Raw genomic sequence first — 21545 nt, forward strand, 5'->3', positions numbered from 1 at the left:
TCAGTCCAGACTGTTTCGTTCGCGAATCGGTTCATGCGGCGCGTAGTTTGCGTTCCTGGCGGATCACTTCGGATGCGAGCTGCAGATAGGCCTGGCTGCCCGAGCACTTCAAATCATAGAGGATCGCCGGCTTACCGTGCGATGGCGCTTCCGAAACACGGACATTGCGCGGAATGATCGTCTCGTAGACCTTCTCGCCCATATGGGCGCGCACATCCTCGACCACCTGGTTAGCGAGATTGTTGCGGCCGTCATACATGGTTAACACGATGCCCTGGATCGAGAGGTCCGGATTGATCGAGCCGCGCACCTGTTCGACGGTTTCAAGCAGCTGGCTCAGACCTTCGAGCGCGAAGAACTCGCACTGCAGCGGCACCAGCACCGAATCGGCAGCGGCCATCGAGTTGAGCGTGAGGAGATTAAGCGAGGGCGGGCAGTCTATCAGCACGTAGCTGTAGGTATCGGAACGCTGCGAAGAGGCCCGCACCGCGTTGCGCAGCCTGAGCACACGATCCGGCGCGCCTGCTATCTCCATTTCGACGCCTAGGAGGTCGAGCGTGGATGGAACGATTGATAGGCCCGGGACGGCCGTCGGCATGGCCGCGTCCTCCAGCGCCAGGGCCCCGGTCAGCACGTCGTAGGACGAAGAAATCCGATCGCGACGGTCTATCCCAAGTCCGGTGCTGGCATTGCCTTGCGGATCGAGATCGACGATCAGCACGCGCTCGCCGATTGCCGCCAGCGCCGTCGCCAGATTGATCGCGGTGGTGGTCTTGCCGACGCCGCCCTTCTGGTTGGCGACTGTGATGATGCGTGGGCCAGTCTTCATGATCCGATTCAATGCGTTCATTGGTTCAGGCGCGTCACGATTTTGGGAGTTAGGTCGCGAATCTCGAGAATCACGCTTTGCGGGTCGATCATGCTTCGATGTTCTAACAGGTCGAAGCGCCACTGGTGAGCGCTTTCTTCGATCTCATTGCGGTAATCCCGGCCTTTATGAAACAGCCCAGTTGCGCCCGCCGATAGCCAGGGCTCCGCCAGGCCTAGCAGTGAAAATAGCGGCGCCAGCGCACGGGCTGTCACCACATCAGGAGTGCCAAGCGAGGCGTATACGTCGCCAACACGCAGCGCGTGGACGCGCGCCGGAAGGCCAAACTGCCCGATCACCGACTGCAGGAAGGCCGCCTTTTTTCGATTGCTTTCAACGAGATCAACATGCGCGGCCGGACGTTCCGAAAGCAGAATAGCCAATACCAAGCCCGGGAAACCGCCGCCTGATCCGAGGTCGAGCCAGCGCTGCGCCTCAGGAGCAAGGCGAAGCAGTTGGGCGCTGTCAAGAATATGCCGGGACCACACATCGTTCAGTGTGGAAGGCGCGGACAGGTTTATTCGGCGCGCCCATTTCTGGAAGAGGGCCTCGAATGCAACCAGCCGCTCAAATGTTTCACGTGAAACGGGGCCTGCGACGCGGCACAGCTCTTCCCATGCTGTTGTTGTCGTCACGCCACGTCCCTGCTTGGCGCGCGCTCGACATTGCGGATATGCGAAACGATGATCGCCAGCGCAGCGGGCGTCATCCCCTCCATTCGCTCGGCGGCGGCAACGGAACGCGGCCGGCGCTCCCGCATCTTCTGCTTGAGCTCATTGGACAGGCCCGGAACTTTTGAGAAGTCAATGTCGTCGGGGATCAACCGCTGCTCTTCGCGACGCATATGGGCAACGTCCGCCATCTGGCGGTCGAGATAGACTGCATAACGCGCCTCGGTTTCGAGGCTTTCGGCTGCTTTCGGACCAATCGAGCGAAGCTCCGGCCAGATCTCGGCGAGGCGCGCCATATCCATCTCGGGATAGGCCAATAGATCATAGGCCGAGCGGCGTATCCCATCCATATTGACCTCGATGCCGTGGCGCCTGGCCTCGCTTGGCGTCAGCATCTTGGCCTTTGCCAGCTTGCGCGCATCATTCAAGCGCCCGCGGATCTCCGCAAACCGTTCCTGCCGCGCGATGGAAGCCACTCCTAGCCGAGTTGCCATCGGCGTCAGTCGCTCGTCAGCATTGTCGGCGCGCAAGGAGAGCCTGAACTCCGCCCGCGACGTGAACATGCGATAGGGCTCGCTGACGCCGCGGCTCGTCAAATCGTCCACCATCACCCCGATATAGGCTTCCGTCCGGCCGATGACGATCTGGTCATCGCCTGAAGCCCGGCGCGCGGCATTCAACCCCGCCAGCAAACCTTGCGCTGCAGCTTCTTCATAGCCGGTTGTGCCGTTAATCTGGCCAGCGAGGTAGAGGCCCGCAACACGCCTGGTCTCCAGCGTCGGGGCAAGTTCACGCGGATCGATATGGTCGTACTCGATTGCGTAGCCCGGCTGCAGCATGACTGCGTGTTCGAGCCCGGGGATAGTCTTCAGGATCTCCAGCTGCACCTCTTCGGGCAGCGAAGTTGAAATCCCGTTCGGGTAGATTGTGTGGTCGTCCAAACCCTCCGGCTCCAGGAAGATTTGATGGCCTTCACGGTCGCCGAACTTGACAATCTTGTCTTCGATCGACGGGCAGTAGCGCGGACCCACCCCCTCGATCGAGCCGGAATACATGGCCGAACGGCCGAGATTTGCACGGATAACTTCGTGCGTCGACGGCGTTGTCCTGGTGATCGCGCATTCGATCTGCGGGTTGGAAATTCGGTCCGTCATCAGCGAGAAGGGCATCGGCTCGGCATCCGCCGCCTGCTTCTCAAGCGAATCCCAGGCGATTGTCCGGCCATCGAGTCTCGGCGGTGTCCCCGTCTTCAGCCGGCCAAGCTTGAACCCGGCGCGCATCATGCTTTCCGAAAGCTTAAGTGCAACCTTTTCATTCATCCGGCCGGCTGGGATTTTGCGGTCGCCTATATGGATGAGCCCGCGAAGGAAGGTGCCGGTGGTCAGAACGAGCGCACCGCATTTGAGCGTGCGGCCGTCACCAAGTCCCAGCCCGGTAACGCGGTTGTCGCTGACTTCGAGACTGGTCACCTCGGCTTCGATCACGGTCAGCGACTTCTGCTCCCGAATCGCTGATTGCATGGCCTGGCGGTAGAGCTTGCGATCGGCCTGGGTGCGGGGACCTCGCACCGCGGGTCCTTTCTTCCGGTTCAGCAGGCGGAACTGGATGCCGGCCGCATCCGCAATTCGCCCCATGAGGCCATCAAATGCATCGATCTCGCGAACGAGATGGCCCTTGCCAAGACCGCCGATCGCTGGATTGCAGGACATTGCGCCGATCGTGTCGAAGCGAAGCGTGACGAGCGCGGTCCTGGCGCCGGCGCGCGCGGCAGCGCTGGCGGCCTCGCAACCGGCGTGACCTCCCCCGACCACAACGACGTCGTAGCTATCCAGCATGACAAAAGGCTCCGATGGAAGGCGGAGACATGTGCGCAAAGGTCGGCAGTGTCAAGGTGCGCAATAATGTTTCACGTGAAACCAGCGGCTTGTTCCGCGCCGGTGTTCCACGTGAGTCAGGCCGATGCGTGTTTCACGTGAGTCACTTCCCGATACAGAACTGGGAAAATATGACATCAAGGAGGTCTTCGACATCGACAGCGCCAGAAATTCTGCCAATGCGCTCCGAGGCAAGCCGCAGATCTTCCGCTCGCAGCTCGTAACCGGCCTGTTCCGTCGATCGCGCAGACTCTAGGAACTTCAACGCCTCCGAAAGCAACGCAACATGCCGCTCGCGCCAAGGGATCAGATCGACGCTTTCACCCAGCGCGGCTTCGGCTCTGTTCGAGATCTCCTGCAGCAACCTGTCCAGACCATAGCTGGACGCTACCGAAATACAGAGGTCAAATTCAGGATCGGCAGGCTCCGACGGAAGCAGGTCATATTTGGTGCCAACGCGGAGCAACGGAAGCCCGGCGGGCAGCTCCGTCACAAAGTTCGGATTGGTCATGTCCTCTAGAAGCAGAACCAGATCAGCGTTGCGCGCCCGGGCAATCGCCTTTTCGATGCCAATCGCTTCGACCGCTCCGCCGCCCTCGCGCAACCCGGCCGTGTCGGTTACCCGCACCTTTTGTCCATCGAGATCAAGAACAACCTCGATGAGATCGCGTGTCGTCCCCGGTTCATCCGTTACAATAGCTGCATCCCGCTTCGCCAGGGCATTCAACAGACTCGATTTTCCGGCGTTGGGCGCACCTAGAATGACCACGTCGAAGCCATCCCGGATGATTTCCGCTCTGCGGAAGCCGGCGATATGGCGTCGTATCTCACCGCTCATCCGGTCAATGTTGGTCCAAATCTGACCTGCGACAGAACCTGGGACGTCGGCTTCGTCCGAGAAATCCATCTCGGCTTCGATCATTGCCCTCGCGTGAATGAGGCGCTGGCGCCAGCCGGAGTAAAGCTCCTTGTGCCCGCCATGCGAATTGAGAACCGCAAAGCGTCGCTGTGCTTCGGTCTCGGCGCTGACCAGATCGGCGAGCGCCTCAGCCTTCAGGAGATCAACCTTGCCGTTAAGAAATGCCCGCCGGGTGAACTCTCCGGCTTCGGCCAGGCGAACGCCGTCGATAGCGCACAACGCATCCAGCAACGCCGCGACGACCGCCTTGCCGCCGTGAGCGTGCAATTCAGCGGAGTCTTCTCCGGTAAAACTGGCGGGCGCTTGAAAAAACAGCGTTATTCCGGAATCGATATGAGTACCTGCCTTGTCGGCGAAAGCCCCATAGCGAGCAGAGCGAGGTGCCGGGACCGACCCTGTAATCGTTTCGATCACGAATCGAGTCTTGGGTCCACTGATACGCACCACGGCGATGCCGGCCGGAAGCCGGCCGCTCGACAGCGCGACAATGGTGTCTCGTTCAACCATGGTAAACTGCCCGAACCAATCGTTACGGGCGCGAATCGACGATTATGTGTTCATCGAATCGAAGAAGTCGGCGTTTGTCTTAGTCTGCTTCAGCTTGTCGATCAGGAACTCGATCGCATCGGTTGTACCCATCGGCGCCAGGATGCGACGCAGCACGAAAATCTTCTGCAGATCCTGCTTGGGAACGAGCAGATCCTCCTTGCGGGTACCGGACTTGAGGATGTCCATCGCCGGGAAGATGCGCTTGTCGGCCACCTTGCGGTCAAGGACGATTTCGGAGTTGCCGGTGCCCTTGAACTCTTCAAAGATCACCTCATCCATGCGGCTGCCGGTATCGATCAGCGCCGTCGCGATGATGGTGAGCGATCCGCCTTCCTCGATGTTGCGGGCCGCGCCGAAGAAGCGCTTGGGCCGCTGCAATGCATTGGCGTCGACGCCGCCGGTCAGCACCTTGCCGGATGATGGCACGACCGTGTTGTAGGCACGGCCGAGGCGCGTGATCGAATCGAGCAGGATGACCACGTCGCGGCCATGTTCGACCAGGCGCTTGGCCTTCTCGATGACCATTTCCGCGACCTGGACGTGGCGCACGGCCGGCTCATCGAAAGTCGAGGATACGACCTCGCCCTTCACGGAGCGCTGCATGTCCGTCACTTCTTCTGGCCGCTCGTCGATCAGAAGCACGATCAGATAGCATTCCGGGTGGTTGGTCGTCACCGAATGGGCGATGTTCTGCAGAAGCACCGTCTTGCCGGTGCGCGGCTGCGCCACGATCAGGCCGCGCTGGCCCTTGCCGATCGGCGCCACCAGGTCGATGACGCGCGCCGAGATGTCCTTGCCGGTCGGGTTGTCGACTTCCATCTTCAGCCGCTCGTTCGGATAGAGCGGCGTCAGATTGTCGAAGTGGATCTTGTGGCGGATCTTCTCCGGATCGTCGAAATTGATCGTATTGACCTTGAGAAGGGCAAAATAGCGCTCGCCTTCCTTCGGGCTGCGGATCGGCCCCTCGACAGTGTCGCCGGTCTTCAGCGAAAAGCGCCGGATCTGTGAAGGCGAGATATAGATATCGTCCGGACCCGGCAGATAATTGGCGTTCGCCGAGCGCAAGAAGCCGAAACCATCCTGCAGCACCTCGACCACGCCGTCGCCGATGATCTCGACATCCTGCGCCGCGAGCTTCTTGAGGATCGCAAACATCAACTCCTGCTTGCGCATGACGCTGGCGTTTTCAACCTCGAGCGATTCGGCGAAGGCGATCAGGTCGATCGGCTTCTTGTTCTTGAACTCCTGGAGTTTCATTTCCTGCATGGACGGACTCTGAATGTGAAATGGGAAAGCTATCGGCGAATGCGATGGGCGCCGGATGCGGCCAACTCGAATTTCGGGGCGGCGCTTGGCGGAAGGGAAGACGAGTCTTCTATCGCCAAGCAACTAAAAGAGCAAGGCGGCTTTTCAGTGACGCCGGGCTCAGAACGGCTTTACGACGACAAGGATGACGATGCCGATCATAAGCACCGTCGGCACCTCGTTGACCAGGCGCCAGTGACGCGCCGATCTGTCGTTGCGATCCTCGGCGAATTTGCGCACCGCCCCAGAGAGATAGCCATGCACGCCGGACAATACAACCACCAGTGCGATCTTCGCATGCAGCCATCCTCCTGAAAAGCCGAAACCTTTCCAGGCCAGCCACAGTCCCAACACCCAGGTGACCATCATGGCCGGGTTGATGATGACCCGCAGCAGGCGCTGTTCCATCACCTTGAAGGTTTCCGACTGAACGGAGCCGGGCTCGGCGCCGGTATGGTAGATAAAAAGGCGCGGCAGATAGAGCATGCCGGCCATCCACGAGATCACCGCGATAACGTGGACCGCCTTTATCCAGAGATAGAGATTGTCCGGATCAAGCAAGAAGAGCAGCGCCGTCAGCACGACTAGGATCGCTATCGCGGCGGCCGCCCTTTTCGCCGCGTTGCGTCCAGATTGCTGCGTCTCCGGGATGTTCATCGACCCGATCCATCTCTGATTTGCCTGATCATAGCCTCGACATGCGCAATCGGTGTTTCAGGCGTGATTCCGTGACCGAGGTTGAACACCAGCGGGCCGGAGCCCAGCGCGCGCAAAATGGCGTCCACGCCCTCACGCAGCGCCGCCCCGCCCGCCACCAGCCTGAGTGGATCCAGATTGCCCTGGACGGCGCCTTGAGCCTGCAAGGCACGCGCTTGTGTCAATGGAACGGTCCAGTCGAGGCCAAGCGCGGTAACGCCGGTCTTCCGGCGATAGTCGCCATAGAGGCTGCCCGCGCCCTTCGGAAAGCCGATGATCGGCACGCCGGGATGTACGGCCCGCACTTTGTTGACGATTTCGGCCACCGGCTTGACACAGAACGCGTCGAAACAGGCCTCGTCGAGCACGCCGGACCATGAATCGAATATCTGCACAACATCGGCGCCAGCCTCGATCTGCCGGATGAGATAGTCGGCCGAGTAATCCGCGAGCGTCGCCAGCAGCTTTTTCATTGCCTGTGGCTCGCGGTAGCCAAAAAGCCTGGCCGGGGCCTGGTCCGGAGTGCCGTGACCGGCAATCATATAGGTGGCGATCGTCCATGGCGCGCCGCAAAAGCCGATCAGCGTTGTGCTTTCGGGCAGCTCGGCGCGCAGCCGCCCTACCGTCTCGTAGACCGGCGCCAGGCGATCATGGAAAACCAGGCCGTCGAGCTGTTCGACTTCCCTTGCCCTGATCGGCGTCATCACCGGCCCGCGTCCCTCCTCGAAGCGCAGGTCGCGGCCGAGCGCATGCGGCACGACCAGAATGTCGGAGAACAGGATCGAAGCGTCGAAACCGAAGCGCCTGATGGGCTGGAGGGTCACCTCGACCGCCAAATCGGGATTGTAGCAGAGATCGAGGAAACTTCCCGCCTTCCTCCTCAAATCCCTGTACTCCGGCAGATAGCGCCCAGCCTGCCGCATCATCCATATCGGAGGCGGAAACACGGTCTCGCCTCTCAGGGCGTCCAGCATGACGCGGCTTTTGGCCATCAGGGCACGTTCCTCGCTTCTGTTCTTAAATATAATTTCTATGAAAAGAGTCTTCTGATTCTAAGAGTCTGTTAAAATCGGTAATTGCTGCCTATCCCAGTGAGGCGGCTTGGCGCCAGCCAGCATTTTGTCGCGCAAAGCTGGCTGTGGGCTGGAAAAGTCTGGGGACGACCTGGAAACAGCAATCAAAACCAATAACTTGCAGGACAAGCGAATTGCGGGAGCCGACGACCGCCGGCAAGCCAGGGAGTTTATCCCCATAGTCCTCCAAACCGCATCGGCAATTCCGACAGCGCATCGAATTGTGGACAAGGCCGGTTCTGATACAGTCGCCGGCGCCGCGATGGCCGAACCGGCCAGCTTTTGCACATTTGACCACAGACCCGGGCCGATCCTGTGAACAAACCCCAGAGCTTCTTTCATCTGCACCTGATCTCCGACGCAACCGGCGAGACGCTGCTTGCCGCCGGCCGCGCGGCCTCGGCTCAATACAAGGATGCGCGCGCGATCGAGCACATTTATCCGCTCATTCGCACGGAAAAACAGCTGGCGAAGGTCTTCGAGGACATTGAGGAGGAGCCCGGCATCGTGCTTTACACGGTGGTGGATCAGCACCTCGCCGGCAAGATCGATGCGAAGGCTGCCCAGATGGGGCTGCCCTGCGTCTCGGTGCTCGAGCCGGTTCTGACCGTGTTCCAGTCCTATCTCGGCACGCCGGCCGGCCGCCGGGTGGGCGCGCAGCATGTGCTCGACGCGGAATATTTCCGCCGCATCGACGCGCTGAACTTCACCATGGAGCACGATGACGGCCAGCTGCCTTCCGACATCGAGGAAGCCGACATCGTTCTGATCGGCATATCGCGCACCTCAAAGACGCCGACCAGCATTTATCTCGCCAATCGTGGCATCAAGACCGCCAACATCCCGATCGTCCTCGGCGTGCCGCTGCCCGAGAGTCTGGCGAACGCGAAGAAGCCGCTCATCGTGGGGCTGGTGGCGACGGCGGAGCGGATTTCGCAGGTGCGCCAGAACCGGGTTCTCGGCTCGTCCGCCGGCTATGATGCCAATGGCTATGTCGACCGCGCGGCGATTGCCGAGGAACTGGCCTATGCGCGGCAGATCTGCACGAGGCACAATTGGCCGATGATCGATGTCAGCCGCCGCTCGATCGAAGAAACCGCAGCGGCGATCGTTGCCCTGCGCGGCAGGACGCGGTAGGGGCGCGTTGAAAACAAAGGCCAATCAAATGCCGGAAAAACTGATCCTCGCCTCGGGCAGTCCGTTTCGAAAATCGCTCCTCGCCAATGCCGGGATCGAATTCAGCGCGGTGCCGCCGACCGTCGACGAGCGCGCGCTTGAAGCGCCCTTGGAGGGAAGCGGCGCGACGCCGGAGGAGGTGGCCCAGATCCTGGCCGAGGCCAAGGCCGCCAATGTCAGCGAGAGCCATCCGAGTGCACTGGTTCTCGGCTGCGACCAGACCCTGTCGCTCGGCGATCGGGTGTTTCACAAGCCGCGCGACATGGAAGATGCGCGCCGGCATCTGCTCGCTCTGTCTGGCAGGACGCATCATTTGAACAGCGCCGCGGTCCTGGTGCGCGGTGGCCAGACGCTGTGGCGGCATGTCGGCATAGCGAGCCTCACCATGCGCGAACTGGACCCGGCCTTCATAGGCCGCCATCTGGCGCGGGTTGGCGTCAAAGCGCTGTCGAGCGTCGGGGCCTATCAGATCGAAGGCGAGGGCATCCAGCTGTTCCAGAAGATCGAGGGCGACTATTTCACCATAGTCGGCCTGCCACTGCTGCCCGTGCTCGCCGCTCTTCGCGAATTCGGGGCGATCGATGGCTGAGCCAGTAAAGGCCTTTGTTTGCGGGCACCCTGTCGCGCACTCGCGTTCGCCGGCCATTCACGGCCATTGGCTCGCCCGCTACGGAATCGCCGGCAGCTATATGGCGATCGACGTCGCGCCAGATGATTTCGCAGATTTTGTCCGCCATATCCGCGAAAATGGCTATGCCGGCGGCAATGTCACGATTCCGCACAAGGAAGCCGCCTGCCGGCTGGTTGAGCGTCGAGACCAGGCGGCGGAAGAAATCGGCGCGGTGAACACGCTATGGTTCGAGGCCGGCGTGCTTTGCGGCGGCAACACCGATGCGGTGGGCTTCGCCGCCAACCTTGATGAGCGCGCGCCCGGCTGGGCCGAAAACCGCGGAACCGTGGTGGTGCTCGGAGCAGGCGGAGCCGCCCGCGCCGTGCTCTTTGCGCTCAGGCAGCGCGGCTATCGCGATATCAGGGTCGTTAACCGGACGATGGCGCGCGCCGTCGAACTGGCGGACCAGTTCGGCCCCGGCGTAACGGCTCACGCTCCAGGTGCGGCGACCGAGTTGCTCGGCGATGCGGACCTGCTTGTCAACACAACCGCGCTCGGCATGTACGGCAATGCCGAGATCGCCGTCGACCCGGCAACTTTGCCCGACCGGGCGATTGTGACCGACATCGTTTATGTCCCGCTCGAAACGCCGCTGCTAGCGGCTGCACGCCGGCGCGGGCTGAAGACCGTCGATGGGCTCGGCATGTTGCTGCATCAGGCGGTTCCAGGCTTCGAACACTGGTTCGGCAGGCGACCGGAGGTCGATGCGGAGCTGCGCAGGCTGATCGTCGGCGACCTCGAGACCGCATCATGATCGTGCTCGGCCTTACCGGATCAATCGGGATGGGCAAATCGACCACCGCGAAAATGTTCAGGGAAGCCGGCGTGCCGGTGCACGATTCCGATGAAACGGTGCATCGCCTCTATACCGGCAAGGCAGCGCCGCTGATCGAGGAGGCGTTTCCGGGAACGGTGCGGGGCGGAACGGTCGATCGGGCGCAGCTCGCCGCCCAGGTTCTCGGCAGGCCGGAAGCGATGAAGAAGCTCGAGTCGATCATCCACCCGCTGGTCCGTGCCGATGCCGACGCCTTTGTCACGCGCCACCGCGACGCCAAAACGCCGCTGGTGGTGCTCGATATCCCGCTTCTGTTCGAGACCGGCGGCCGCGGCCGCGTCGAGAAGGTCGTCGTTGTCACCGCCCCGGCCGAGGTCCAGCGCGAGCGCGTACTGGCCCGGCCCGGCATGACCGAGGAAAAGCTCGACGCAATCCTGGCCAGCCAAGTTCCGGACGCCGAAAAGCGCCGGCAGGCTGATTTCATCATCGACAGCAGCCAGGGCCTGGAAGCCGCGCGGGCCGAAGTCGCCCGCATCATCGCCGACTTGACCGGGGACAAACCAACGGGCTAACAGCGCCGCCCTTGCTCAAAAAGCCCGCTGCGGCCAAGCTTGGCCGTGGAGTGATTCGGTACCAATGCGCGAAATCATATTCGATACGGAAACGACCGGGCTCGACGCGCGAGACGACCGTATCATCGAGATCGGCGGCGTCGAGCTCGTCAACCGCTTCCCCACCGGCCGCAATTTCCATGTTTTCATCAATCCGCAAGGCCGCGACGTGCATCCGGACGCGCAGGCCGTGCACGGTATCAGCAATGCCGACCTTAAGGACAAGCCGCCGTTCGCGGAGATCGCCGGCCAGTTCCTCGAATTTGTCGATGGCGCCAAGCTGGTCGCGCACAATGCCGGCTTCGACATGGGCTTCATCAATGCCGAACTGGGGCGGCTCGGCGCGCCGGCGATCGGTCCGGACCGGGTCGTCGACACTCTGGCCCTGGCGCGGCGCAAGCACCCGATGGGGCCGAATTCACTCGACGCGCTCTGCCGGCGCTACGGCATCGACAACAGCCGCCGCACCAAGCATGGCGCGCTGCTCGATTCGGAGCTTCTGGCCGAAGTCTATATCGAGCTGATCGGCGGCAAGCAGGCAGCGCTTATCCTGGACGCGGTCGCGTCAACGCCGGCAGGCGGCGCCGCAATGATTCACGTGGAACTTTCCATCCAGGCGCGGCCGGAGCCGCTGCCCTCGCGGCTGACGGACGATGAACGCGCCAACCATGCCAGGCTGGTCGCCGAGCTGGGCGAAAAGTCGATCTGGGCGCAGCTGCGCCAGGACCGGTCGGACCTGCGGGTTCAGGCGTAAAAAACCCGGCGCGAGGCCGGGTTTTTCATTTCCGTGTCCAGGTCGCCTGACGTCAGCTGACCTTGACCTTGGAGGCCGTCTTGTCCTCCGCCATCTTCTGCTGGAACATCTGCGCGAAGTCGATCGGATCGAGCATCAGCGGCGGGAAACCGCCATTGCGGGTGGCTTCGGCGATGATCTGGCGTGCGAAGGGGAACAGCAGCCGTGGGCACTCGATGAACAGCAGCGGCAGCATGTGCTCCTGCGGGAAACCCTCGATGCGGAATACGCCGCCATAGACGAGCTCGACATTGAACAGCACGTCCTTGTCGAAGGAGGCCTTGGCGTTCAGCGACAGATTGACGTCGAATTCCTTCTCCGACAGCGGATTGGCGTTGACGTTGACGCTGATGTTGATGCCCGGGGCCTTGTCGCGGCCGCGCAGTGAATTAGGCGCGCCGGGGCTCTCGAAGGAAAGATCCTTCACATATTGGGCAAGCACGTTGAGCGAAGCCTGGGTCGTTCCGGCGTTTCCGTTTCCGCTGATCGGCGTTCCGGCCGACTCGTTTTCTTTTTCTTTGCTGGCCATCAGCCACGGTCCTCTTGGTTCAGCCGCGCGGCGGCCCGTTTAAATCGAGCGTTCGCTAGCATGCGCGGCATGCCAAGACAAGGAAAAGGGCTCTTGCCGTCACTCGTCGTCTATCTGTCGCCAGGGCGATCCCGGAGACCCCCCTTTCGAATAGTCGTCGGGATCGAGGTCGATGGTGCGGCCGCGTCCCCTCCGGGCAAAGCCACCGCCCATCGTGGAAAAATCGGTTGCGAAATTGACGCGACTTTTCAGGAACCGCCAGCCGAGGTCGCGCACCTTCGGTACGAACAGCAGTATGCCGAGGATGTCGGTCAGGAAGCCAGGAATGAGCAGGAGGAAACCTGCGAGGAGGATCATGATGCCGTGGGCGAGCTCCCGCCCCGGGTCGCGCCCGGCCTCGATGTCGCGGCGGATGCGCGTCATGACCCCGAAGCCCTGGAAGCGCATCAGCATGGCGCCGGCAATGCCGGTCGCCACGATGAGCCCGAGCGTGGCGAGAACCCCGATCTGACGGCCGACCAGCACGAAGCCTGCTATTTCCAGGAGCGGAAGCACAAGCAGGAAGAGGGGGATGAAGGGAATGCGCACGAAACCGCCAGGGCTGGAGTTGGAATGGGCATGGGCCAGTCAATGCTGGCGCATCGCTCCACAGATAGGTATGCACGGCTTTAATTTGAATGATTGCGGCATGCGTTCTATATGCAGTGATTGAACAGCGCGACGCGGCGCCGGACGGCGATCTCGCCATCCCAAGCCCGCTGGGACACGGGATCGGTTGGCGGAAGACATGGAATTCTTCGATTTCGGCACGATATTTTTTCTGATCGCGGCTGTCGTGATCTTTTTTCAGCTCCGCAACGTGCTGGGCCGCCGGACCGGCAGTGAGCGGCCGCCTTTCGATCCCTATACGGCCGGCCGCGCGCGCACCAAGGATGCGGCGGCAAAACCTGAAAACGTCGTCTCCCTGCCGCGCAAGCGCACGGCTGCCGAAACCGAGGAAAGCTTCGCCGCCATCGACGCTTTCGCCAAGCCCGGAACCGAGCTGAACAAGGGGCTTCGCTCGATCAAGGAAGCCGATCCGTCCTTCGACCCCAAGAATTTCGTCGACGGCGCGAAGATGGCCTATGAGATGATCGTCATGGCCTATGCCGACGGCGACCGCAAAACGCTGAAAAACCTGCTTTCCCGGGAGGTCTATGACGGCTTCGTCGCGGCGATCGCCGACCGCGAGAAGCGCAACGAGAAAATCCAGTCTTCCTTTGTCGGCATAAACAAGGCCGACATCGTCTCGGCCGAGATGAAAAATGGCGAAGCCCACATTACGCTGCGCATTGTCAGCGAGCTGATCTCTGCGACCCGCGACAATGCCGGCGCCGTCATAGACGGCGATCCTGAAACGGTCGCCGAGGTCAAGGATGTCTGGACCTTCGCCCGTGACACGCGGTCGCGCGATCCGAACTGGAAGCTGGTCGCGACCGAAGAGGAAGACTGACGCTCGACGGCCGGGGGTCCGTTCGGTGCCGCTTTCGCCTGCCTTCCAGATTGTCTCCTTTGCCGATCTGCCGGGCTGGATCGCGGACGATCAATCCGGCGCTTTCGAAGCGTTTCGGCGCTCGGCCTTGTATGTCCTGTCGAAGCCGTATCGCTCCGGCGCGCTGGGCGTGGTTTTTTCCAGCTTTGCCGAAGCTTATGAGGCTGCGCGGGCGACGAAATCCCTGACGCATGCGGAGGCGAAAGCCTTTTTCGAGATTTACTTCGTGCCGGCCCGCATCGTGCCGGAAGATTCTGGTTCCGGTCTAGTCACCGGGTTTTACGAGCCCGAGGTCGAGGCGTCGCCGGTCCGTACGGAGCGCTTTTGCGTGCCGCTGCTTTCGCGCCCGGCAGATCTCGTTGATATCGACGATGAAAACCGCCCGGACGGAATGGACCCTTATCTCGCGTTCGCCAGGCAAACCGAAGCTGGGTTGGTCGAATATTTCGACCGCACGGCGATCGAAACCGGCGCGCTTGCCGGGCAGAACCTAGAAATCGCCTGGCTCGAGAGCAAGGTGGACGCCTTCTTCATTCACGTGCAGGGCGCAGCGCGGCTCCATATGCCCGACGGCTCGCTCCGGCGCGTCACTTATGCCGCCAAATCCGGCCAGCGCTTTTCCGGCCCGGGGAAGATGCTCGCCGACCTCGGCGAAATCCCGCTGAGCGAGGTGACCATGCAGTCGATAAGGGCATGGCTCGCGCGAAATCCGGACCGCGTCGATGAGATACTGCAGCGGAACCGCTCCTATATCTTCTTTCGCGAAGCGCCGGTCGACGACCCGGCGCTCGGCCCCATAGCTGCGGCCAAAGTGCCGCTGACGCCCGGCCGATCGATCGCCGTGGACCGGCTGCTGCACACATTCGGTACGCCTTTCTTCATCGACGCACCGTCGCTGACCTCCTTCGGCGGAAAGCCCTTCCGCCGGCTGATGATCGCGCAGGACACCGGATCGGCGATCGTCGGCGCGGCGCGCGGCGACCTTTTTGCCGGCTCCGGCGATGAAGCCGGCGAAATAGCCGGCGTGGTACGCAACGAGGCGGATTTCTTCGCGCTCATCCCCCGCGCTTTGGCCGAGGCAGCGCCATGAGCAGGCCTTCGGACAGGAGCCTGAGTGACGAAGACCGCGTCTTGTGGAATCTCGTCGCCCGCTCGGCAAAACCGCTGAAGGGCAAGCGGGCGGTCGACATTCCCGAGCCTCCTCCGGCGTCGATGGAAGACGCGATGGAAACGGTTGCACCCAAGCCCGCCGTTTCGCCTGCCGCCCGGCCGAAGCAGATCGTCTCGCATTCCCTCGACAGACCGACATACGAGAAGCTGGCGAAGGGCCGGCTGCCGATCGAGGGCCGCGTCGACCTGCACGGCATGAGCCAGGAGCAGGCTTATTCGCTGCTGCTTTCCTTCCTGCACCGGGCCCATGCCGGCGGCGTGCGCTACGTGCTGGTGATCACCGGCAAAGGCTCGTCGTCGGGAGGTGAGGGCGTGTTGCGGCGCGCCGTTCCGGCCTGGCTCTCGACCGCGCCGTTCCGGCCGCTCGTCAGCAGCCATGATCACGCCGCCCGTAACCATGGCGGCGCCGGCGCGCTCTATGTCCGGCTGCGCCGGCATCCTGCGAAAAACCCGTGACGCCGTTCGGGGCGAAGATGCGGGCGCTCAGGCGCGAGCGTGGCGTCAGCCAGAAGGACATGGCCAGGGCGCTGGGTGTCAGCGCCGCCTATTTGTCGGCGCTGGAACATGGCCGCCGCGGCGCGCCGGGATGGGCGCTGGTGCAGAAAATCATCGGCTACTTCAACGTGATCTGGGATGATGCGGAGGAGCTGGAGCGGCTGGCCGAGACGTCGCATCCGCGCGTCATCGTAGACACGTCGGGCTTGTCACCAGTCGCTACCGAACTGGCGAACCTGCTTGCGGCAAGCATAGGCCGGCTTGAACCTGATCAGATCCGCAGCCTGATCGACCAGGTTGAGGCAGCGCTGGAGAAGCGGCGGTAGCGTACGAACGGAGGTTCGGGTCGTGGAAAACTAAAACAGGGCCCTCAGCTCCGGCAGCTTCTCGTTGACGAGCCAGCCATAATAATTCTCTTCCGGAAGCCTAGGCTCTTGCCCTTCCGCGAAGCGCTTCTCGTTCTCGGCCTTGAGCGCGTAGGCGCGGGCTTCCGGATCGCCGACATTATACAGCGTCGCGGTGATGCCGGGATTTTGCGAGATGTCGAAGCCGGCGATCGTCCGGTAGGCGTCAATCGACTTTTTCAGCGTCGCCGCCACATAGGGAAGGGTCAGGTCCGGATCCATGATGGTTTCGTAGACGTGGTTCGGCTGCCCGGCGTCGAGCTTCGGCAGGCCAGAGACCTGATGCACCAGATCGCTCATCTGCAGCGCGGTCAGCGGGTTGAGCTGACCGATGCCGAAGGTCTGCCCGGCATAGAAGGGCTGGAAAAAGGTGGCGCTGAAGCGGTCGTCGGGATAGGAGACGCCGCCCACCGTCCGGCCGCGGAATTCCCGGTTCCAGACGCGCTCGCGGCAGGTCCACACCTTATAGCTGTCCGACAGGTCCGCGCAGGCTGAAAATTCCGGCCGTGCGATGAAATCGACGATGTCTTCCTCACCGTAGCTGAAGGTCAGCTGGCTGCTGAGGTAGGACACCGCCTTGACGTAGTAAGTCTGCAGCCGGTCATAGGCGTCGACATTATAAGTGTGCTCGCCGACGATCGCGCCGGCAATGTGGATGGGGTCGATGCCGTAGGCGTCGGCCGTCGCCCTGATCTTGGAGCGCAACTCCTGGTCGCTCTGCAACAGGGCATAGACTTTGCGGTACTTGGCGTCGAAGCTGGTCTTGCCGGCCTGCGTGCGCTTGGCCGACGCGCCCGGGACGCCGGGCTGTTCCGGGTACCGATTGCCCACGGGCACGATCGTTTGCGCCTGCGCAATACCGGCGCCAAGCGCCAGGATCAGCGCAACCGCCAAGGAAAATGATCTCGTCATGTGCCGCCGCAACCCCATGGCCCCACAGCCGCGCAACCTAGGTAAAGCCCGAATAGGAGTCGAGTCCCTGTTGCCCGGCGTTCTTCGCCGGCCCCCCACCCGGTGCCGGCCCTTTAAAGGATGAATCGCGACAAATCTGTGTTCTTGGACAGGTCGCCGACGTTCTTCTGGACATAGTCGGCGTCGATCGTGATCTCCGAGCCGGAGCGGTCCGGTGCGTTGTAGGAGATGTCGTCGAGCACCCGCTCCATCACCGTCTGCAGGCGGCGCGCGCCGATATTCTCCAGGCTCGCATTGAGGTCGACCGCAATTCCGGCCAGGCTGTCGATAGCGTCCTCGGTAAAGTCCAGCTTCACGCCTTCCGTATCCATCAGGGCGACGTACTGCTTGATCAGGCTTGCTTCCGGTTCGGTGAGAATGCGACGGAAATCGTCTTTTTCCAGCGCCCGCAACTCGACGCGGATGGGCAGCCGGCCCTGCAATTCCGGCAGAAGATCCGACGGCTTCGACACGTGGAAAGCGCCGGAGGCGATGAACAAGATATGGTCTGTCTTGATCGGCCCGTATTTGGTGGCGACCGTGGTGCCTTCGACCAGCGGCAGCAAATCGCGCTGCACACCTTCGCGGCTGACGCCGGCGCCCATGCCGCCGTCGCGCGCCGCGATCTTGTCGATCTCGTCGAGGAAGACGATGCCGTCGTTCTGCGCCGACTGCAGCGCCAACTGCACGACCTGGTCCTGATCGAGAAGCTTGTCGGACTCGTCGTCGATCAGGTGGGAGTAGGACTCCTTCACCGTCGTCTTGCGGGTCTTGGTGCGCTGGCCGCCCATCGCCTTGTTGAGCATGTCGCTGATGTTCATGACGCCGATATTGGCTCCGGGCATGCCGGGTATCTCGAAGCTCGGCAGGCCGCCGGTTCCGGTATCGGCCACCTCGATCTCGATCTCCTTGTCGTCGAGCTCGCCGTCGCGCAGCTTCCTGCGGAAGCTGTCGCGGGTAGCCGGGCTCGCCGTCTTGCCAACCAGCGCTTCCAGCACGCGCTCCTCCGCATTGAGATGCGCCCGAGCCTTGACTTCCTCACGCATCTTTTCACGTACGAGGCCGATGGCGACCTCGACCAGATCGCGGATGATCTGCTCGACATCGCGCCCGACATAACCGACCTCGGTGAACTTGGTCGCCTCGACCTTGATGAAGGGCGCGCCCGCCAGCCGGGCGAGGCGGCGTGAAATCTCGGTCTTGCCGACGCCGGTGGGGCCGATCATCAGGATATTCTTCGGCATCACCTCTTCGCGCATCTCGCCTTCGAGCTGCTGCCGACGCCAGCGGTTGCGCAGCGCGATGGCGACCGCGCGCTTGGCGTCCTTCTGGCCGATAATGTAGCGGTCGAGCTCGGAAACGATTTCGCGGGGGGAAAATGTGGTCATTGTAAATGCTCTTTGACTGACTCAAGTCTGCAGGTGGCGCAGATGGGAACCGGGAAGCCGCAGTGCAATAGTCGGCGGCAGCATGCCAAGCAGCAAGCCTCGCAGGCGGCGCCAGCCGGCGCTTAGAACCAGCACGATTGCGCCGAGCATGAGGATGGTAAGCGGCACGACACCGTCGATAAGCCCGCTCGCGCCGACCAGCGAGGCGAAGGCAATGCCGGCATAGGACAGTCCGGAGACCAGCACGGCGCGCCGATCGACCAGGACCGCGACGACAGCAAGCACGGAGAACACGGCGAGGATGCCCCAGGCCGAAGCCGTGCTGGTCATTTCCGATTCCGGCGCAAAGCCGCGGATCAGGGGATGCACGATCATCGGCGCCGCCAGAAGATGGAGCCAGAACGCGATGTCGGTGCGGCGTGTCACCCGCTGCGGGTCGCTCATGTCGAAGCGCATGGCGAGCGCGAACACGGCGAGACCGCAGATCAGCACGATATAGGTAGACGCATATTCGACGAAGTCCGGCGCCGCCGTGTAAAGCAGGCCAACGACGGCGCCGACAAGCGCCAGCATACCGGCTGCGATCGTAATCGGAACGCGAAAACGCCAGTAGTGCAACCCTGCGCCGGCCACCGTCACCAGCGCGGCGCCTGCGACCGCCAGCGGATCATCGAAGCGCAGTCGACCGAAGCCGAGGCCAGGGAGGAAACCCGCAGTCTGTTCGGTGAGGGTATCGAACGCATGATAGAACGCAAGGAATACCGCGGCGGTGTAGACGATCAGCAGGACGATGCTGGGCAGCGCCATGCGCCGCGCTCGGGTGAAGAATTCGGCCAGGCCCCACGCGGTCACTGCCAGAATGGCGGCTGTTCCGAAAAGGCTGAACGCCTCGTAGGCAAAATAGCTAAGGGCGCCAAGAAAGAGCGCGAGGCCGATCGTCACGAAGATATCGCCAAAGCCGCTGATGAAGCGCAGCTTCTCGTCGTCCTCCGGTTCCGATGCCGCGACCTGCACGACCTCCAGATCGCGAAGGCCCTGTGCCTGTTCGGCCGACAGCAGTCCCTGCGCTACGGCGGCCTGCAGGGTGTTTTCCGAGATGGCGCGGACGGGAATGTTCATTGCAACGGTCATGGCGTCACACAGGCCCAGATTGCCACTGCTTGATGAACTCGAATGGGTGCAGCAGCATGATCACGTTGAGGGTCAGGTTATCGCGGATGACGAGGCCCACGCCTATTTCGAAGGCGAGCGCGAGGGTCACGGTCAACCATATAGGGAGCCGCGCGGCCATGGCAAAGCCCAGCACCATCCACAGCGTGTCGGACACCGAGTTGATGACGCTGTCGCCGAAATAATCGAGCGAGATCGTCGAGTCGCGGTAGCGGTTGATGATGAAGTCGGTGTTTTCCAGAAGCTCCCAGCCAGCCTCGATCACCACGGCGAATGCCAGGCGGACGCCGACATTGACGCGCGGCATGACCAGCCAGAGCAGCCAATAGAACAGGAAGCCGTGGATGATATGCGAGAACGTGTACCAGTCGGCGAGGTGCTGACTGTTCTCGCTGCTCAGCGCCTGGCCGTGCCAGAACTTGACCGTTCCGCATTCGCAGATCGGCGGCTGGCCCATAATGTAGAGCGCGATGCCCTGCGCGGCGATCAGCGCGGCGGCCACGAGTACCCCGGCCAGGAAAATGCGCCTGTGTCCCGCGGCTTGCGGATCTACCGCCTGCGTTACGGTCATGAAAATTCCCCCTCTTCATTGTCGCGCGCCATCATCAGCGCGGGACCATAGACCGATGTGCGCTTGTCGAAGGCCTTGAAGCCGGCCTTTTCGTAGGCTCGAATCGCCCGGAGATTTGCCGGGTCCGGATCGATTATCACGCGCGGCGTCCCCTCCGCGAAGAGTTCTTCGACGAATTGCCGCACGATCGCCGATCCGTGGCCGATGCCGACCAGATCCGGGACGCCGATCGAAAGGTCGATGCCGAGCGTGCCGAAGGGCTGGTCCTGGTAGGGATGGTCGTCTTCCAGATGCGGGTCGTAGCTCTGGAGATAGCCGATCGGCCTGCCGTCGAGCTCGATGATCAGCGGTTCGACGGAGATGCTGTCGATATGCTCGCGGATCGACGCGATTTGTTCATCGGGATCGTCCCACCATTCCGCCACATGCGGTTCGGCGAGCCAGCCGGCGATCATCTCAAGATCGTCGGGCGTCACCGGCCGGAAGCTGTACCGGGGCTTCGACCTATGCGGCATCGAGGGTTTCGATGACGAAATTGCTGTTGGTGTAGACGCAGATCTCCGACGCGATCAGCATCGCCCTGCGGGCGATCTCCTCGGCATCCTTTTCGGTGTCCAGCAGCGCGCGCGCGGCCGCCAGCGCGAAATTGCCGCCGGAGCCGATCGCCATGACGCCCTGTTCGGGCTCCAGCACGTCGCCGGTGCCGGTCAGCGCGAGAGAAACATTCTTGTCGGCGACCAGCATCATCGCTTCGAGCCGCCGCAGATAGCGGTCGGTGCGCCAATCTTTGGCGAGTTCCACGCAGGCGCGCGTCAACTGGTCGGGATATTGCTCAAGCTTGGCCTCGAGGCGCTCGAGCAGGGTGAAGGCGTCGGCGGTCGCACCGGCGAAGCCGGCGATCACGTTGCCCTTGCCGAGGCGGCGCACCTTCTTGGCGTTGCCCTTCATGATGGTCTGGCCAAGGCTGACCTGGCCGTCGCCGGCGATAACGACTTTTCCGCCCTTGCGCACCGTGATGATGGTCGTGGCGTGCATGGTCAGTTCATTCGACATGTTTTGCTCCGATTTCGCGCGATTCCCATGAAGGCGAAGGGCGCGGTACGAGGGATGGTTGCGATCATATGTATGCGACGCCCTGCCGAATGCAATCCGGGGTGTGCGGCACCGTGGCCTCCAGTCCCAGACCGGCAAAGCGGCGGTTGGGGAGAGGGCAAGGTGCGTCCTTCGAGGCTCGCTTCGCTCGCACCTCATCCTTCGACAGGCTCAGGATGAAGGAGGTTGGGCGCCGACCGTCAATCTTGAAGGTTTAGCCGAACACACGATCCTCATCCTGAGGTGCGAGCCCCCGGGTCTTGC

Annotated in this window: 25 protein-coding genes; 10 read left to right on the forward strand and 15 right to left on the reverse strand. The window is 62.3% G+C overall.

Features of this window, described 5'->3' with window-relative positions; translation table 11 throughout:
* Positions 1 to 31: 31 nt before the first annotated feature.
* The 7 genes from G6N73_RS01990 to hemE all read right to left on the reverse strand — a co-directional run bounded on the left by G6N73_RS01990 (position 32) and on the right by hemE (position 7874).
* Positions 32 to 829, reverse strand: a complete 798-nt coding sequence (locus G6N73_RS01990) for a ParA family protein (protein WP_165022541.1) — start codon at positions 827 to 829, stop codon at positions 32 to 34.
* Positions 830 to 846: 17 nt separating this feature from the next.
* Complete coding sequence (gene rsmG / locus G6N73_RS01995; protein ID WP_343044530.1) at positions 847 to 1503, reverse strand: 16S rRNA (guanine(527)-N(7))-methyltransferase RsmG; 657 nt, start codon at positions 1501 to 1503, stop codon at positions 847 to 849.
* The gene (gene mnmG / locus G6N73_RS02000) at positions 1500 to 3374 is read right to left on the reverse strand and encodes a tRNA uridine-5-carboxymethylaminomethyl(34) synthesis enzyme MnmG (protein ID WP_165022545.1); all 1875 of its coding nucleotides are present in this window, start codon (positions 3372 to 3374) and stop codon (positions 1500 to 1502) included. The genes rsmG and mnmG overlap by 4 nt, the downstream gene beginning before the upstream one ends.
* 142 nt (positions 3375 to 3516) lie before the next feature.
* Positions 3517 to 4839: a tRNA uridine-5-carboxymethylaminomethyl(34) synthesis GTPase MnmE gene (mnmE, locus tag G6N73_RS02005; RefSeq protein WP_165022548.1), complete on the reverse strand. Its 1323-nt coding sequence runs from the start codon at positions 4837 to 4839 to the stop codon at positions 3517 to 3519.
* A gap of 42 nt (positions 4840 to 4881) precedes the next feature.
* Positions 4882 to 6147: a transcription termination factor Rho gene (gene rho, locus G6N73_RS02010; RefSeq protein WP_206078591.1), complete on the reverse strand. Its 1266-nt coding sequence runs from the start codon at positions 6145 to 6147 to the stop codon at positions 4882 to 4884.
* A gap of 159 nt (positions 6148 to 6306) precedes the next feature.
* A complete protein-coding gene (gene hemJ, locus G6N73_RS02015) occupies positions 6307 to 6843 on the reverse strand; it encodes a protoporphyrinogen oxidase HemJ (RefSeq protein WP_165022551.1) in 537 nt (178 codons plus the stop codon).
* Positions 6840 to 7874: a uroporphyrinogen decarboxylase gene (gene hemE, locus G6N73_RS02020; RefSeq protein ID WP_165022554.1), complete on the reverse strand. Its 1035-nt coding sequence runs from the start codon at positions 7872 to 7874 to the stop codon at positions 6840 to 6842. The genes hemJ and hemE overlap by 4 nt, the downstream gene beginning before the upstream one ends.
* 109 nt (positions 7875 to 7983) lie before the next feature.
* Between hemE and G6N73_RS02025 the strand changes: the two genes are divergently transcribed.
* The 6 genes from G6N73_RS02025 (at position 7984) to dnaQ (ending at position 11941) form a co-directional block, all read left to right on the forward strand.
* Entirely contained in the window at positions 7984 to 8274 is a 291-nt protein-coding gene (locus G6N73_RS02025) for a hypothetical protein (protein WP_165022557.1), read from the forward strand.
* Positions 8271 to 9092 (forward strand): pyruvate, phosphate dikinase/phosphoenolpyruvate synthase regulator, encoded by an 822-nt coding sequence (locus tag G6N73_RS02030; protein WP_165022560.1) that lies wholly within the window; start codon positions 8271 to 8273, stop codon positions 9090 to 9092. Before G6N73_RS02025 ends, G6N73_RS02030 begins: the two co-directional genes overlap by 4 nt.
* 28 nt (positions 9093 to 9120) lie before the next feature.
* Complete coding sequence (locus G6N73_RS02035) at positions 9121 to 9720, forward strand: Maf-like protein (protein WP_165022563.1); 600 nt, start codon at positions 9121 to 9123, stop codon at positions 9718 to 9720.
* Positions 9713 to 10555, forward strand: coding sequence for a shikimate dehydrogenase (locus G6N73_RS02040; protein WP_165022566.1), 843 nt, complete (start codon positions 9713 to 9715; stop codon positions 10553 to 10555). Before G6N73_RS02035 ends, G6N73_RS02040 begins: the two co-directional genes overlap by 8 nt.
* Positions 10552 to 11148, forward strand: a complete 597-nt coding sequence (gene coaE / locus G6N73_RS02045; RefSeq protein WP_165022569.1) for a dephospho-CoA kinase — start codon at positions 10552 to 10554, stop codon at positions 11146 to 11148. Before G6N73_RS02040 ends, coaE begins: the two co-directional genes overlap by 4 nt.
* A gap of 64 nt (positions 11149 to 11212) precedes the next feature.
* Positions 11213 to 11941, forward strand: a complete 729-nt coding sequence (gene dnaQ / locus G6N73_RS02050; RefSeq protein ID WP_165022572.1) for a DNA polymerase III subunit epsilon — start codon at positions 11213 to 11215, stop codon at positions 11939 to 11941.
* A gap of 52 nt (positions 11942 to 11993) precedes the next feature.
* Here the strand turns inward: dnaQ and secB are convergent, their stop codons facing one another.
* Positions 11994 to 12509: a protein-export chaperone SecB gene (gene secB / locus G6N73_RS02055; RefSeq protein WP_165022575.1), complete on the reverse strand. Its 516-nt coding sequence runs from the start codon at positions 12507 to 12509 to the stop codon at positions 11994 to 11996.
* Positions 12510 to 12608: 99 nt separating this feature from the next.
* On the reverse strand, positions 12609 to 13097 hold the full coding sequence (locus tag G6N73_RS02060) for an FxsA family protein (protein WP_165022578.1): 489 nt from the start codon (positions 13095 to 13097) through the stop codon (positions 12609 to 12611).
* Positions 13098 to 13296: 199 nt separating this feature from the next.
* Here G6N73_RS02060 and G6N73_RS02065 point away from each other — a divergent pair, with 199 nt between their 5' ends.
* Genes G6N73_RS02065 through G6N73_RS02080 form a run of 4 tightly spaced genes read left to right on the forward strand, consistent with a single transcriptional unit; the run spans position 13297 to position 16031 of the window.
* Positions 13297 to 14001, forward strand: coding sequence for a Tim44/TimA family putative adaptor protein (locus G6N73_RS02065; protein ID WP_165022581.1), 705 nt, complete (start codon positions 13297 to 13299; stop codon positions 13999 to 14001).
* A gap of 25 nt (positions 14002 to 14026) precedes the next feature.
* Entirely contained in the window at positions 14027 to 15130 is a 1104-nt protein-coding gene (mltA, locus tag G6N73_RS02070; RefSeq protein WP_165022584.1) for an MltA domain-containing protein, read from the forward strand.
* Positions 15127 to 15666 carry a Smr/MutS family protein gene (locus G6N73_RS02075; RefSeq protein ID WP_165022586.1) on the forward strand — a complete coding sequence of 180 codons (540 nt, stop codon included), beginning with the start codon at positions 15127 to 15129 and terminating at the stop codon, positions 15664 to 15666. Before mltA ends, G6N73_RS02075 begins: the two co-directional genes overlap by 4 nt.
* On the forward strand, positions 15663 to 16031 hold the full coding sequence (locus G6N73_RS02080; RefSeq protein WP_165022589.1) for a helix-turn-helix domain-containing protein: 369 nt from the start codon (positions 15663 to 15665) through the stop codon (positions 16029 to 16031). Before G6N73_RS02075 ends, G6N73_RS02080 begins: the two co-directional genes overlap by 4 nt.
* A gap of 30 nt (positions 16032 to 16061) precedes the next feature.
* Here the strand turns inward: G6N73_RS02080 and G6N73_RS02085 are convergent, their stop codons facing one another.
* The 6 genes from G6N73_RS02085 to hslV form a co-directional block, all read right to left on the reverse strand.
* Entirely contained in the window at positions 16062 to 17021 is a 960-nt protein-coding gene (locus G6N73_RS02085) for a DUF1402 family protein (RefSeq protein WP_165022592.1), read from the reverse strand.
* A 113-nt stretch (positions 17022 to 17134) separates the two neighbouring features.
* Positions 17135 to 18448: an ATP-dependent protease ATPase subunit HslU gene (hslU, locus tag G6N73_RS02090; protein WP_165022595.1), complete on the reverse strand. Its 1314-nt coding sequence runs from the start codon at positions 18446 to 18448 to the stop codon at positions 17135 to 17137.
* A 21-nt stretch (positions 18449 to 18469) separates the two neighbouring features.
* The gene (locus G6N73_RS02095; RefSeq protein ID WP_246251563.1) at positions 18470 to 19567 is read right to left on the reverse strand and encodes a hypothetical protein; all 1098 of its coding nucleotides are present in this window, start codon (positions 19565 to 19567) and stop codon (positions 18470 to 18472) included.
* 16 nt (positions 19568 to 19583) lie between these two features.
* Positions 19584 to 20189 (reverse strand): DUF2585 domain-containing protein, encoded by a 606-nt coding sequence (locus G6N73_RS02100; RefSeq protein ID WP_165022601.1) that lies wholly within the window; start codon positions 20187 to 20189, stop codon positions 19584 to 19586.
* On the reverse strand, positions 20186 to 20704 hold the full coding sequence (locus G6N73_RS02105; RefSeq protein ID WP_165022604.1) for a GNAT family N-acetyltransferase: 519 nt from the start codon (positions 20702 to 20704) through the stop codon (positions 20186 to 20188). Before G6N73_RS02105 ends, G6N73_RS02100 begins: the two co-directional genes overlap by 4 nt.
* Positions 20694 to 21242: an ATP-dependent protease subunit HslV gene (gene hslV, locus G6N73_RS02110; RefSeq protein WP_165022607.1), complete on the reverse strand. Its 549-nt coding sequence runs from the start codon at positions 21240 to 21242 to the stop codon at positions 20694 to 20696. The genes G6N73_RS02105 and hslV overlap by 11 nt, the downstream gene beginning before the upstream one ends.
* Positions 21243 to 21545 lie beyond the last annotated feature (303 nt).

The organism is Allomesorhizobium camelthorni, from assembly GCF_011045125.1.
GTDB classification, from domain to species: Bacteria; Pseudomonadota; Alphaproteobacteria; order Rhizobiales; family Rhizobiaceae; genus Allomesorhizobium; species Allomesorhizobium camelthorni.

Bases quoted from the DNA above. Each gene is read 5' to 3' on its own strand.
- G6N73_RS01990 (WP_165022541.1), bottom strand. From the start codon at position 829: ATGAAGACTGGCCCACGCATCATCACAGTCGCCAACCAGAAGGGCGGC.
- mnmG (WP_165022545.1), bottom strand. From the start codon at position 3,374: ATGCTGGATAGCTACGACGTCGTTGTGGTCGGGGGAGGTCACGCCGGT.
- mnmE (WP_165022548.1), bottom strand. From the start codon at position 4,839: ATGGTTGAACGAGACACCATTGTCGCGCTGTCGAGCGGCCGGCTTCCG.
- rho (WP_206078591.1), bottom strand. From the start codon at position 6,147: ATGCAGGAAATGAAACTCCAGGAGTTCAAGAACAAGAAGCCGATCGAC.
- hemJ (WP_165022551.1), bottom strand. From the start codon at position 6,843: ATGAACATCCCGGAGACGCAGCAATCTGGACGCAACGCGGCGAAAAGG.
- hemE (WP_165022554.1), bottom strand. From the start codon at position 7,874: ATGGCCAAAAGCCGCGTCATGCTGGACGCCCTGAGAGGCGAGACCGTG.
- G6N73_RS02035 (WP_165022563.1), top strand. From the start codon at position 9,121: ATGCCGGAAAAACTGATCCTCGCCTCGGGCAGTCCGTTTCGAAAATCG.
- G6N73_RS02040 (WP_165022566.1), top strand. From the start codon at position 9,713: ATGGCTGAGCCAGTAAAGGCCTTTGTTTGCGGGCACCCTGTCGCGCAC.
- coaE (WP_165022569.1), top strand. From the start codon at position 10,552: ATGATCGTGCTCGGCCTTACCGGATCAATCGGGATGGGCAAATCGACC.
- dnaQ (WP_165022572.1), top strand. From the start codon at position 11,213: ATGCGCGAAATCATATTCGATACGGAAACGACCGGGCTCGACGCGCGA.
- secB (WP_165022575.1), bottom strand. From the start codon at position 12,509: ATGGCCAGCAAAGAAAAAGAAAACGAGTCGGCCGGAACGCCGATCAGC.
- G6N73_RS02065 (WP_165022581.1), top strand. From the start codon at position 13,297: ATGGAATTCTTCGATTTCGGCACGATATTTTTTCTGATCGCGGCTGTC.
- G6N73_RS02075 (WP_165022586.1), top strand. From the start codon at position 15,127: ATGAGCAGGCCTTCGGACAGGAGCCTGAGTGACGAAGACCGCGTCTTG.
- G6N73_RS02085 (WP_165022592.1), bottom strand. From the start codon at position 17,021: ATGACGAGATCATTTTCCTTGGCGGTTGCGCTGATCCTGGCGCTTGGC.
- hslU (WP_165022595.1), bottom strand. From the start codon at position 18,448: ATGACCACATTTTCCCCCCGCGAAATCGTTTCCGAGCTCGACCGCTAC.
- G6N73_RS02095 (WP_246251563.1), bottom strand. From the start codon at position 19,567: ATGAACATTCCCGTCCGCGCCATCTCGGAAAACACCCTGCAGGCCGCC.
- G6N73_RS02100 (WP_165022601.1), bottom strand. From the start codon at position 20,189: ATGACCGTAACGCAGGCGGTAGATCCGCAAGCCGCGGGACACAGGCGC.
- G6N73_RS02105 (WP_165022604.1), bottom strand. From the start codon at position 20,704: ATGCCGCATAGGTCGAAGCCCCGGTACAGCTTCCGGCCGGTGACGCCC.
- hslV (WP_165022607.1), bottom strand. From the start codon at position 21,242: ATGTCGAATGAACTGACCATGCACGCCACGACCATCATCACGGTGCGC.